At 35.9% G+C, this 12,516-nt stretch carries 10 protein-coding genes; 1 reads left to right on the top strand and 9 read right to left on the bottom strand.

Translation table 11 applies throughout. The features are described 5' to 3' along the window. Positions 1–83: 83 nt before the first annotated feature. From EG359_RS20630 to EG359_RS20600, 7 genes are all read right to left on the bottom strand, one after another. Entirely contained in the window at positions 84–1,451 is a 1,368-nt protein-coding gene (locus EG359_RS20630; RefSeq protein ID WP_076353589.1) for a peptidylprolyl isomerase, read from the bottom strand. Positions 1,452–1,537: 86 nt separating this feature from the next. After that, positions 1,538–2,461, bottom strand: coding sequence for a PfkB family carbohydrate kinase (locus EG359_RS20625; RefSeq protein ID WP_076353587.1), 924 nt, complete (start codon positions 2,459–2,461; stop codon positions 1,538–1,540). Between the two features lie 27 nt (positions 2,462–2,488). Beyond that, on the bottom strand, positions 2,489–3,046 hold the full coding sequence (gldD, locus tag EG359_RS20620) for a gliding motility lipoprotein GldD (protein WP_076353585.1): 558 nt from the start codon (positions 3,044–3,046) through the stop codon (positions 2,489–2,491). A gap of 44 nt (positions 3,047–3,090) precedes the next feature. Beyond that, positions 3,091–4,125: an A/G-specific adenine glycosylase gene (gene mutY / locus EG359_RS20615; RefSeq protein ID WP_076353583.1), complete on the bottom strand. Its 1,035-nt coding sequence runs from the start codon at positions 4,123–4,125 to the stop codon at positions 3,091–3,093. 82 nt (positions 4,126–4,207) lie between these two features. Then, positions 4,208–4,663 carry a hypothetical protein gene (locus EG359_RS20610; RefSeq protein ID WP_228435022.1) on the bottom strand — a complete coding sequence of 152 codons (456 nt, stop codon included), beginning with the start codon at positions 4,661–4,663 and terminating at the stop codon, positions 4,208–4,210. A 76-nt stretch (positions 4,664–4,739) separates the two neighbouring features. Then, complete coding sequence (locus tag EG359_RS20605; protein WP_076353579.1) at positions 4,740–6,101, bottom strand: DUF5458 family protein; 1,362 nt, start codon at positions 6,099–6,101, stop codon at positions 4,740–4,742. Between the two features lie 21 nt (positions 6,102–6,122). Continuing rightward, entirely contained in the window at positions 6,123–6,569 is a 447-nt protein-coding gene (locus EG359_RS20600; protein WP_076354339.1) for a type VI secretion system contractile sheath small subunit, read from the bottom strand. A 356-nt stretch (positions 6,570–6,925) separates the two neighbouring features. Here EG359_RS20600 and EG359_RS20595 point away from each other — a divergent pair, with 356 nt between their 5' ends. Beyond that, positions 6,926–7,972 carry a hypothetical protein gene (locus tag EG359_RS20595; protein WP_076353577.1) on the top strand — a complete coding sequence of 349 codons (1,047 nt, stop codon included), beginning with the start codon at positions 6,926–6,928 and terminating at the stop codon, positions 7,970–7,972. A gap of 64 nt (positions 7,973–8,036) precedes the next feature. Here the strand turns inward: EG359_RS20595 and EG359_RS20590 are convergent, their stop codons facing one another. Together EG359_RS20590 and EG359_RS20585 are read right to left on the bottom strand one after the other, a co-directional pair. After that, complete coding sequence (locus EG359_RS20590) at positions 8,037–10,133, bottom strand: M13 family metallopeptidase (RefSeq protein WP_076353575.1); 2,097 nt, start codon at positions 10,131–10,133, stop codon at positions 8,037–8,039. A 287-nt stretch (positions 10,134–10,420) separates the two neighbouring features. Then, on the bottom strand, positions 10,421–12,478 hold the full coding sequence (locus EG359_RS20585) for a M13 family metallopeptidase (protein WP_076353573.1): 2,058 nt from the start codon (positions 12,476–12,478) through the stop codon (positions 10,421–10,423). Positions 12,479–12,516: the final 38 nt, after the last annotated feature.

Raw genomic sequence — 12,516 nt, 5'->3', positions numbered from 1 at the left:
GCTTGAACCTAATTGGAAAAAATAATTTAGATGCTAGTAAATATTCATAAAAAAAACCTTCAGAAATTCTGAAGGTTTTGATTTTATTTTTTGATTGACTCTTTCTTCCAGTTGGATTTAAAGTTACAATTATCGTAACGTCCGTCTATGGAGATGAAAGTTGTTGGCAACTTTGAGTTAACAAACTTCTCAACCATTTCATTTTTCTTTTTATTAAGAGCCATCTGCTTGATTCTGCTAAAATCTGTTTCCAGAGTGATCTGGTGTGCAGGTATAACGTCTTCCATTTTAATGATCTTTACAGCCTTTCTTCTGTTCTCTTCATCGTCAAAAGCAGTTGTGATATCTCCTTTATTCAAACCTGCCAATTCGTAGCTGATTGTTCCAGGGATACTTTCTCTTTCAATTTTATCAGAGCCGTCCGCACCAGGAATTATTCCAGCATTGAACTTTGTCTTTTTATCATCTGAAAATTTGAAAGCAGCATCTTTAAATGTAATCTTGCCATCTATAATCAGACCTCTGATGCTGTCTAGCTTTACTTTTGCTGATTTAAGTTCTTCATCAGTTGGCGTTGCCTTTAACAAAATGTGTCTTGCATCATATACTTTACCAGATCTCTTCAATAACTGAATGATGTGGTATCCGAATTCAGATTCAATAGGCTCAGAGATTTCATTTTCCTGCAGGTTTAGCGCTGCAGCTTCAAATGGCTTTACCATCTGTCCTTTATTGATGTTTTTGTATAATCCTCCATTGGTAGCAGACCCTTCATCTTCAGAATAAATTCTCGCCTGGCTTTCAAAAGTCTCTCCACCAAGAATATCTTTCTTGATTTTTTTCAATCTGTTGATAAGATCTTGTTTGTGAGCCTCTGTTAAGGTAGGATAAATCATAATCTGAGCTAAAGTAACCTCATCTTTCACTTGTGGCAACTGCATTTTATACATATTGTAAAAGTCAGTAACCTCATTCGGTGTTACGTCTGCCTTTTCAGTAACTCTTTGGTATTTTGCCTGCCCGTAATATTGATCCGTATCGATTTTTTCGATAGCGTTTTTCATTTCATACGAGTTTCTGAACTTATAAGCAGCAAGTAATGTTTTTTCGTCCGGAAATTGAGAAAGCAACTGACGGTATTTTGCATTAGCCTGTTCTTTGATAGACGCAGAACGGTTTTCAATTAATGTATCCTTTTTTGCTTCATATACAAGAAGTTTATTGCTGATAAGGTTCTCAAGGAACTCACACTTGTCTGTGTTTGTAGCTCCCTGCTGTTTTCCATAATTCATCTGCTCGGATACATCTGATTCCAAGACAATCTCATCTCCGATAACAGCAGCAATACCATCCACTAAATCTCCTGGTTTTAGCTGGGCATTCATCATATTGGAAGAAAAAATCATGATGAAAATCCCAAGAAGATAAGTGATTTTTAGTTTATTTGTCATTTTACTATTTTAACAAGTTGCAAATTTAGAATTCTTAACGAATTTCACTCAATTTTTTATTATAAATATTTCTTAAAAAGACTTATTTACTGCAGTTCAATATCAAATGTCGTCAATTCTTTGAATTGTCTCAATCTGTGGAACATATCCGACTCCTCTACTTCCTGAATTCTTTCTGTTCCGAATTTCTCTACCGTGAATGAAGCCATAGCCGATCCTACAATTAGAGCAGACTTCATTGTTTCGAAATCAATTTTCTCTTTTTTAGCAAGATACGCTGCAAAACCTCCTGCGAAAGTGTCTCCTGCTCCGGTTGGATCAAAAACTTCTTCTAAAGGCAATGCAGGGATTGCAAATACTTTATTATCATGGAACAATAAAGCTCCGTGTTCTCCTTTTTTGATGATTACATACTCAGGTCCCATCGTGTGGATCTTCTTAGCAGCTTTTACTAAAGAATATTCTCCTGAAAGTTGTCTTGCCTCTTCATCATTAATGGTAATTACATCTGTTTTTGCAATCATATCCATTAAGATATCCCATGCACAATCCATCCAGAAATTCATGGTATCAAGGATAACAAGCTTTGGACGGTTGTTCATTTTTTCTAATACAGATAACTGAACGCCAGGGTGTAGGTTTCCAAGTAATAAAATCTCGGCATCCTGCATTGAATCCGGGATTTTCGGATCAAAATTTTCCAATACGTTCACTTCAGTAGCTAAAGTATCTCTGGTATTCAAATCATTGTGGTATTTACCTGACCAAAAGAAAGTTTTCCCTTCTTTAATGATTTCAATTCCCTCGATGTTTACATCTCTATTTGTAAACATATCAAGGTGTTCCTGTGGGAAATCTCCCCCTACTACAGAAACAATTCCGGATTTAACCCCTAAAATAGATGAAGTGATCCCAATATAAGTGGCTGCACCGCCTAAAATCTTGTCCGTTTTACCAAATGGTGTTTCAATTGCATCAAATGCAACACTTCCTACAACTAAAAGTTTCATATATTTTTCAATGTATATTAAAAATAATTATTTTTTCCATTCAAAAGAATCCAGCAGATGCTTCATATCATTTTTGATATAGTTTACCGCAGGAGCAAGAGAGTCCGGCTTCGGTCTCGTATTAAAGTATAGATAAGCAGTTACGAAATGCTTCGTACTGTCTGTAATGTAAAATTGAAGATTGGAAGCACTTTGTCCTTTCAGTTCATAGAAATTCCCGTACACTTTCTTTTCCGGATATTCAAAGGATTTTGTATCTATGGAACTTGCTTTAATGGTATGTTCGTAAACCATTTTTTCGGCTTCCTTAATATGTTCTGCAAAGTCATTTTGTATCGGATAATAGGTTACGAAAATCTTTGCCTTCATCTTAGGATAATTCAAATAATACCAGCAAGGCTTTTTAGCTGCTGTAATATTAGCAAAATCCGAATATTCAAATGTATAGGCACAGTTGTTTTCAAACTTCTGATATTTCGGTGCCGGATATTCCAGACGCAGTTCTCCGTAAGGTTTTGGAACCGGATCTTTTCCACATGAAATTAAAAGCAGTGATACAAAAATAAAAATGACCTTTTTTATCATTTTGCAAAAGTACAAATTAGATTTTAGATTTCGGAAGACAAATTTCAGTCTTTCAATGAGTTTTGGATGTAATTTTCCAAAGGCTTCGGAAAGGATTTTTCATGGGAACCCTGAATATCTGTAATTTCATATTGATTTTCAGCAATAAAGTCATTCCAAAGCGTTTCTGAAGTCACATTAACATTAAATATTTCAATGCTTACGTTTTTGTGAGTCAGCTTATGGGTAATCGTTTTTGAATTAGTAATAAAAGGTTCCATTTCTTCTGAAATAGATGACGGAAACTCAAATAATTTTTTCCAGATAAAATCATCACCTCGCTGACGTATCAGAAACTGTTCATTTCTGTGGACAAAATAATACGTCAAAGCCAGATCTTCTGCCTTTACCTTTTTTGTTTTTACAGGATAATCTGATATTTTTTGCAGGGAAAACGCAATACAATCTTCATTAATCGGGCATTCTCCACAAAGAGGGTTCTTTGGTTTACAGATTTCGGAGCCAATATCCATCATTGCCTGATTGAAGTCGCCTACATTTTCCGGCATTACCAACGCGGCCAATTCCGAGAAATAAGTAAAAGCCCTTGAGTTTGAGATATCAAAATCGTCTGCAAAGAAACGGCTCAATACACGGTAAAAATTTCCGTCAACAGCCGGCATTCTTCCACCGAAACAGATACTTGAAACTGCAGCCGCTGTATACTTCCCTACTCCTTTTAGTTTTAAAATCTCTTCATACTGAGCAGGAAATACACCCTGGTAATCATTCATGATCTGCTGGGCAGCCTTATGGATATTGATCGCCCTGGAGTAATAACCTAATCCTTTCCAGTAAAGTAAAACTTCATTTTCCTCAGCTTCTGCCAAGGTTTTTACATCCGGAAATCTTTTAATGAAATTATTATAATGGTTTAGCCCTTGATTGATTCTTGTCTGTTGAAATACAATTTCACAAATCCATATTTTATAAGGATCTTTCGTCTGTCTGAAAGGCAGATCTCTTGCATTATTCCGATACCACTCCAAAAGCCTGTTTCCTACATGAAGAAAATCTGAGCCTGTATTATTCTTTTCCAAAAACCAATCTATTTAAATCATGAAGAGATTATTTTCTCTTCACATCTGAACATTATTTCAGCGTTACAAAGATAGGTTTATTTTATTTTTTCTTCACAGAATATACCGGTGCTGCTTTTAACCATTGGTATTTAAGGTTTCTGTCTTTTGCAATTAAGCGATATCCCTCAAGGTTTTTTAGATAAATGTACATGGAATCATTTTTCAGCTTTAGTCTGTAAGGAGAAAGGAACTCCATGGGAAATTCTAAGGTAGAATCCCTTACGGTCTTCAAAACCTTTCCGGATCTGACCTTATAAATGAAAAATGACTTTCCGCGTCCTTTTGAACTGTCTGCCAGCTTTACATTTGCACTTGAAATAACAAGTTCACTGCCATCAAAACATTCTTCTTCGTCCATGATATAGGCTTTTCCCTCTTGGCGTTCATCTGCAAAAAGGTCTTCTTCGTATTGGGCCGGACTTTGGTATTTTTTTTCACAACTTACCAAAAACACCATTAATAAAGCAGGCAAACCGATGATAAGCTTTTTATTCATATTAAATTTCATAGATATTGGTAGAAAAAAACCGATGTAAAATTGCATCGGTTTTTATTATTTAAAATAAGTTTTCTTATTCCTGAGAGTATTCTGCATCCCATTCGTTACCGTCATCCCCTTTATGTCCGTCTAGTTTAATAACGAAACTTTTTGTTGGGAAATAAGGAGTCATACGGATATCAAGCCATACTCTGTCTTTGTTTACTCTATCCTGCTCGAAACGTACAATTTTGAATTTCTCGATCAACTTGTCCGGTCCTTTGATGTTATCAAGGAACGTTACAATTTGTCGTCTTAAATCGTCTTCGTTTTTAGCATTCCAGTTTTCAAAAGCTCTTCTGTTCAGGAAGTCTAGTAATACTTTAGTTACATAGTCGAATACACGAACTACGGAATAGGTTTGAAGACCGATATTGTCTCCTGTAAATAATGTCTTTGCAGAGAAAGCCATAATTTTTCCATATTCGTTAACCATTGGAACAAGACCCATTTTTTCTAACTGAGAAATTTCACTTTTCTTCAATTCGAATTTTACAGCGTCTACTTCGTTGATATTACCATGCTTTTTACCTGCTGCTACCTGAGACATCAGTGTCTTATGGATTTTTCCTGCCAATGAAGTGGAAGGTGGAAGTTCTACGTTTTCTTCTTCACCTACTTCTTCAGCTTTTCCACGTCCTACAAGCCAGTTACACGTCATAATAACGTTACTTCTGTGAAGTTCACCTCCTGTAAGGTTCGCAGAATGGAATAAGTCTACTACATCATCCGGTTTATCAAGGTTAGCGAAGTCTGTAACCATCATCACTTTATTCTCGTTACAGATTTTTGCCCATTTCTCAATTACCTTATTGGATCCTAAATATCCAGGAATGGCAAGGATAGAATAGTTATCTCTAAGGTCTAAACGGTCGTAGTAGTTTTTAAATTCTTCAGAAATAGCATCAATGAATAAAGGATTATCTAAATCCGAAACCTGATCGATGCTTGCGTTAACGATACTTACGTTATCCACTTTGTCCAATTCTGTATTTTTGTAGAATTGAGCTACTGTTCTGTAGTTTGTTTCTAACAAACGAACTGCGTCCAGTGTATTTTTAAGGTTTTTCTTTAGGTTCTGATCAGCTTGCTGTGCTTTTGTTTTGCACGTTTCAGCCATTTTATCTGCAGATTCACTTCCTTCTAAAAGGCTTACCCAAAGGGCAATCTTTTGAAGAAGCTCTTTTCTTTCTTCTGCTTTATTTCCGTCGTTAAGAAAGATTTCTTTCCTAGCTTTTCTTGTTGGGTTCATATTGGCGATGCCGTCTACAACGGATTCAACAAAGCCAAAACCTCCCATTTTATTGAGTTCCGCAAGCGGATTACCTTTCGGTTGTCCTGAGTGTTGTTGTTGATCCTGCTGCTGGCTTTCCTGCGCCTGTAATTTGCTATCCATGATTTAATGTAAAGTCTTTAATTATTTTTCAAGTTCTTGTGCCACATCTTTCAATACTTCTATGAACGCAGCTCTTGTCTGATCGTTCTCCAGCATATTGCGTAGAATTTTATTTGTTTTCAGTTGGCGTACAATTTTGTTGTACTGCTCCTGCTCCATGCTCAGTTGCTGTAGATAGTCTGATTTCTGAGTAAGGCTTTTGGGAGTAAAGTCTCCAAGATTTTGAAAACGGAATTCTTCTTCAATTGTTCCTCCATCTTCTGTTTCATGCTGTACTGATACAGAAGGCTGAAAATGTTTGAAGACGTCTTCCACTGTTTTTAATCCTGTTACAATTTCAGGGGTATAAGATTCTTCTGTTGTAAGCTGGCTTACTATCAGTGATTTATTTTCCTGTATTTCCTGAATAGCTTCATTAGCGTCTACTTTTACTTCGTTTCCGCCAACACCATAATTAAACATTGCCATATTATTATTATTTTGAGATTTACTATTTTGGTTTGGATCTGTTTTTGAGTAATTTACAGACGTATCAAATAAATTACCAATCCAATGTTTAAATTTAAAAAAAAACTGTAACATACAAAATTTTGTCAAGATTTTTCTTGAATTATTTAAATTTAACTACACTTATTTAACATAAAATCAAATTCTTATGATGTCACTAAGCTATGAAAAAATAAATAAAAATAAACCAAAGTGAAATAAAATAAAATCATGATGCATTTTGCATTGAGAAAAAATATCAAACAGGTGTTAAAATAGGAATTCTTCTGAAGTGAGGAAAAAATATTCTTTATATTTAAATAAAAGTAAACAGAGTAATGAAAGATGTGAAGATTGCGTTTAGAAAACCGATATATCCTGTTTCGGATGCATTAGAGCAGTATTTGGAAAAGCATAACAGAACCACCAAGATTCAGTTTTTATATGAAGATCTGCTAAGATTCAGTGATAGCGTAAATATTCTGGATAAGGAAGGCAAAGATACTTTGTGGCTCGGTGTATTGTATTCTGAATATGAGTTTAAAGAAATTGAGGCTAATTTAAATAAGATTTATACTCTCCTTCATTCTGACGGGGATGAAGCTACTTTACCATATCTGAAAGTGGATACCATCGACTTTTGTACTTTCGGAAACTCTAAGCCTTTTAGAATTCGGGTAAGAAATATCCTGAACGATAATTATACTAATTTTTACATTAAACAGGCGGATGCTTCCCGTATCTATGGACTGGAGCTTGAAGACCTGCTTTCTCCCAACCGAATTAATTTTTTAATTTACAAAAACACCTTAATAGAAGAACATATTTTAGGAATTCCAGGAGATGTATTTATTCAGAAACATATATCTAACTGTACAGAATTGGAAAAGGCACAAATTTCCAAGGAATTTGTAAAATTCAATGAGCGCTGTCTTATTGGATTACTGGGTGACATGCGTTCTTATAATTATGTTATTATTCCTATACACGACTTTGATCAGGTTATTTACAGAATTCGCCCCATCGATTTTGATCAGCAGAGCTATGAAGGGAATTTGAAAGTTTATCTTCCGCAGTATTTTAAAGAAAACAACCCGATGGTTACTATGGTACTGGAAAAACTGAAGCCTAATTCTATAGAACAGTATCGGAAAGAAGTCCGTTCACAAATTGTAAAAAGGGTGACCAGCAGTAAAAACAGATTTGATGAACTCATTTCTATTATGAAAAAAGAAAATATTGCTCCGGAAGCCAATGTTATAGAGCTAAGAACAGCTTTGCAAAAACTCACCTATGATGTCAATTTCAAGTATTGCAAAACCATGGGAGATATTATAGAAACCGGAATAAATTTTGTGATCCGGAATTATAAGAAAGCATATTAAAAGGAGAATCCGCCTCACATATAATGGAGACGGATTCTTTCTTTTCTAACAATTTTTGGTAATACTACCAAATTTTTATTCTGTCTTCAGGAGCTTTATACATTTTATCTCCTGGTTTGATATCAAATGCTTTGATGAATGAGTCCTGATTCACTAATGGACCGAAAGCTCTGAACATCCCCGGAGAGTGCGGATCTGTCTTCACCTGATTAATCATATACTGATCTGTTGCTTTTGTTCTCCAAACGGTTGCCCAGCTCATAAAGAATCTCTGATCCTGAGTGAACCCGCTAATTTTTCCTGGGTTTCCTTTATCTTTTAAATACATCTGAAGGGCATCGTAAGCTACTGCTACTCCACCTAGGTCACCGATGTTTTCTCCACTTGTGAATTTACCATTCACAAAGCTTCCTTTTACAGGCTCATAACCACTATATTGAGCGGCTAACTGACCTACTTTTGCATCAAAATTCTTACGATCGGCATCTGTCCACCAATTGTTTAGGTTTCCATCACCATCGAAACGGGAACCACTGTCGTCAAATCCGTGAGAGATCTCATGTCCGATAACAGCTCCGATTCCACCAAAGTTTACCGCAGCATCAGCTTTAGGGTTATAGAAAGGAGGTTGAAGAATGGCTGCAGGGAATACAATTTCGTTGTTTGATCCGCTGTAGTATGCATTTACTGTTTGTGGAGACATTCCCCATTCTGTTTTATCAACCGGTTTTCCTACTTTATCCAGACTTCTTTGATACTGCCAAGCCGATACATTTTGCAGGTTGGAATATAATGATGCTCCCTGCTTTGGAGATTCAACCTTTAATTGGCTATAGTCTTTCCATTTATCCGGATAAGCGATCTTTACTGTAAATTTGGATAGTTTTTCCTGAGCCTTTACTTTTGTTTCAGGAGACATCCAGTCTATATTGGCAATGTGGGATTTGAACGATTTTAAAAGATAGTCAATATAGGTTTCCATCTGCTGTTTTGCTTCCGGAGTAAAGTATTTGTCTACGTATAATTTACCAAAAGCCTCCCCAAGAACGGTATTTACAAGAGTAAGGCCTCTTTTGTTCATAGGACGCTGTTCTTTTTGGCCCTGTAGGTCTTTTGCATAGAAATCAAATCTGATCTGCTCCAAACCTTCATCAAGGTTGCTTGCATTCCCATTAATCAAATGATATTTCAGATAGTCTTTCAATAATGGAAGATTCTTCTGAGTCAAGAACTGATCCATGTTCTGGTAATATTTCAGTTCACCAATGATTACTCTGTCTGTATTTACCCCAGCCTCTTTAAGGTATTTGGCAAGATCAACGTTTTTCACTAATCCTGAAAGTTCTGATACATTTTTAGGATTGTATCTTAAATTGGCATCTCTGTTCTGCTCAAGAGTCAATAAATAATTGGCTAATTGTTTCTCAAAATCCACAACATTTTGTGCTGCCTGAGCTGAGTTTTTATACCCTAAAGCAACAAATAGTTTTCCAATATAAGTTTGATATTGTCCTAATGTCTTCGTATTGGCATCATTTACTTTCTGGTAATAATCTCTTCCTAAACCTAGATCCGGACCTCCAAGATATACTGCATTCATATTAGAATTCTTCATATCTGCTCCGGCTCTCCATCCGTAAAATGAGTTATCGCCTAATCTTGTAGCTTCCAAAAGATACTTCTGCAAATCATTAAGATTTTTAATAGCATCAATTTTTGCAAGATCTCCCTTGATAGGTGCTAATCCATCTGCATTTCTTTTTGCTGTATCCATAAAAGATGCATAAAGATTCTGGATCTTTTGACCTTCAGATCCTGCAGGATAGTTTTCAGTAAGGATTTTATTTAAAATGTCCAATGAAGCATCATCTACATTTTCTCTCAAAGCATTGAAAGAACCCCAATTGGCTTTATCTGAAGGAATCTGAGTAGTTTTCACCCAATTTCCGTTCACATAGCTAAAAAAGTCATCCTGCGGACGAACAGCTGTATCCATATGGGATAAATTGATCCCCTCCTCTTTTACTTGTTCTTTTACAGGCGTTGCAGCAATTGCCGTAGCCTCAGTTTTTTTCTCTGCCCCTGCAGTCTTTGCTGCACCACACGAATTTAGAAATACAATACCCGAAAAGGCAAGTATACCAATATTTAGCTTTTTCATTGAAGATAATTTTTGATTTTACACAAACTTATCAAATATACGAACTTTAACAATATATGTTGTGGATAATTAAAATGTAGAATAAGAAATGATTATTAAGCTATTTTGTTAATTTTAACCACCCCGTCAAATCTTCGATTTGCCACCTTCCAAAAAGGGGGAATGATGGAAACCGTTCCCTATAGATTATAGTGAACACCACCCTAACTTCTTTCTCCCTAATTCCTATCATCTGACACCTGCCACCTAAAAAAACAAAACCGCTCATTGCTGAACGGTTTATATTTTTACCAGATTTTAATTCTATCCTCTGGTGCTTTGTATAATTTGTCTCCTTTTTTCACATCGAATGCTTTATAGAAAGCGTCAACGTTGATTAGTGGACCAAAGCTTCTGAAGTAACCCGGAGAGTGCGGATCTGTCTTCACCTGGTTGATCATATATTTTTCACTTGATAAAGTTCTCCAAACAGTTGCCCAGCTTAGGAAGAATCTCTGATCTTGAGAGAATCCGCTAATCTTACCTGGGTTTCCTTTATCTTTTAAATACATTTGAAGTGCATCATAAGCGATGTTTACACCACCTAAGTCGGCAATGTTTTCACCGTTTGTGAAAGTTCCGTTTACAAATGTTCCTTTTACAGGCTCATATTTGTCATATTGAGAAGCAAGAGCTTTTGTCGCTTTTTCGAAGTTAGCTTTATCTTCCGGCGTCCACCAGTCTACCAAGTTACCTTCTGCATCAAACTGTGCACCTGAATCATCAAATCCGTGGCTCATTTCGTGACCGATAACAGCACCAATACCACCGAAGTTTACAGCTGCATCAGCTTTAGGATTGAAGAATGGCGGCTGAAGGATAGCTGCAGGGAATACAATCTCGTTAAATACCGGGTTGTAGTAAGCGTTTACAGTTTGTGGAGTCATTCCCCATTCTGTTTTATCAACCGGCTTTCCGATTTTAGCTAAATCTTTGTTGTATTGCCACTCACCAATGTTCTGAAGGTTTTGGTATAATGTTCCACCTTTAGATTCAGGAGTAATTTCTAGTTTAGAATAATCTTTCCATTTGTCTGGATAAGCAACTTTTACAGTAAATTTATTCAATTTCTGCATTGCTTTTTCCTTAGTTGTAGAAGACATCCAAGCTAAATTGTTGATGTGAACAGCAAAGCTTTTCTTTAAATAATCGATTAATTCTACCATCTGAGCCTTAGCTTCAGCCGGGAAGTATTTCTCAACATATAGTTTACCAAAAGCTTCTCCTAAGTTTCTGTTGATTAATTCAAAACCTCTCTTGTTAAGAGCTCTTTGTTCCTGCTGACCTCTTAGATATTTACCGAAGAAATTAAACTTCATGTCTCCTAATTTTTCACTTAGGTAAGAAGCGCTACCATTAATCATGTGGAACTTCAGATAATCCTTAATTACAGGAAGATTCTGAGCGTTTACCAACTTATCGAAGTTTTTATAGTATCCTAGTTCTCCGATGATAATTTTATCTGTATTTACACCCACTTTTTTAAGGTAAGCAGGGATATCTGCTCCTTTTACCAACGCTGAAAGCTCAGCCATTGTTTGAGGGTTATACTGAAGGGTATTATCACGGCTTTGTTCGTTTGTTAAATAGGTTTTTGCAATGCTCTTTTCATATTCAACAATACCTTTTGCAGCTGCATCAGCATTTTTATAACCTAACTCTGTTAACATTGAAGCTACATATTTCTGATATTCAGCAATAGCTTCTGTATTTTTTTCGTTTACTTTTTGGTAATAATCTCTGCCTAAACCAAGAGAAGCTTCTCCTAAGTAAACAGCATTCATGTTAGAATTCTTCAGGTCTGCATATACTCCCCATCCGTAGAAAACATTTTCACCTTCCTTAGTTACAGAGATCAGATAATTCTGAAGATCAGCCATATTTTTGATCGCATCAATTTTATTCAGGTTTTCCTGAATAGGCTTGATTCCATCAGCATTCCTTTTTTGCATGTTCATGTAAGAAGCATACAAATCCTGAATTTTTTTACCCTCACTTCCATCAGCAAATTTATCTTTCAAAAGAGAGTTCAGGATGGTCATGGAATTGTTATCCGTGTCTTCTCCAAGTTTGTTGAAACTTCCCCAAGTCGGTTTGTCAGATGGAATTTTGGCTGTTTTCATCCAAGTTCCACTCACATAATTATAAAAATCATCCTGTGGACGTACCGAAGTATCCATTAAGCTAAGGTCTAAACCTTTATCTGTGTTGTTAACTGCTACTTTAGCAGTTTTAGCTTGTGCACTCATCGTATTTTGAGAGCAGATCCCTGCTATTAAGAACAAAGAAAGCGTTAGTTTTTTCATTATGATAACAATTTATACAATATGTATGATTTATTTAC

This window comes from Chryseobacterium joostei, assembly GCF_003815775.1.
Lineage (GTDB): Bacteria > Bacteroidota > Bacteroidia > Flavobacteriales > Weeksellaceae > Chryseobacterium > Chryseobacterium joostei.
Note: the sequence above shows the minus strand (reverse complement) of the source record. Positions and strands in the feature narration are given on the sequence as shown.

Bases quoted from the DNA above. Each gene is read 5' to 3' on its own strand.
- EG359_RS20630 (WP_076353589.1), bottom strand. From the start codon at position 1,451: ATGACAAATAAACTAAAAATCACTTATCTTCTTGGGATTTTCATCATG.
- EG359_RS20625 (WP_076353587.1), bottom strand. From the start codon at position 2,461: ATGAAACTTTTAGTTGTAGGAAGTGTTGCATTTGATGCAATTGAAACA.
- gldD (WP_076353585.1), bottom strand. From the start codon at position 3,046: ATGATAAAAAAGGTCATTTTTATTTTTGTATCACTGCTTTTAATTTCA.
- EG359_RS20610 (WP_228435022.1), bottom strand. From the start codon at position 4,663: ATGAATAAAAAGCTTATCATCGGTTTGCCTGCTTTATTAATGGTGTTT.
- EG359_RS20605 (WP_076353579.1), bottom strand. From the start codon at position 6,101: ATGGATAGCAAATTACAGGCGCAGGAAAGCCAGCAGCAGGATCAACAA.
- EG359_RS20600 (WP_076354339.1), bottom strand. From the start codon at position 6,569: ATGGCAATGTTTAATTATGGTGTTGGCGGAAACGAAGTAAAAGTAGAC.
- EG359_RS20595 (WP_076353577.1), top strand. From the start codon at position 6,926: ATGAAAGATGTGAAGATTGCGTTTAGAAAACCGATATATCCTGTTTCG.
- EG359_RS20590 (WP_076353575.1), bottom strand. From the start codon at position 10,133: ATGAAAAAGCTAAATATTGGTATACTTGCCTTTTCGGGTATTGTATTT.
- EG359_RS20585 (WP_076353573.1), bottom strand. From the start codon at position 12,478: ATGAAAAAACTAACGCTTTCTTTGTTCTTAATAGCAGGGATCTGCTCT.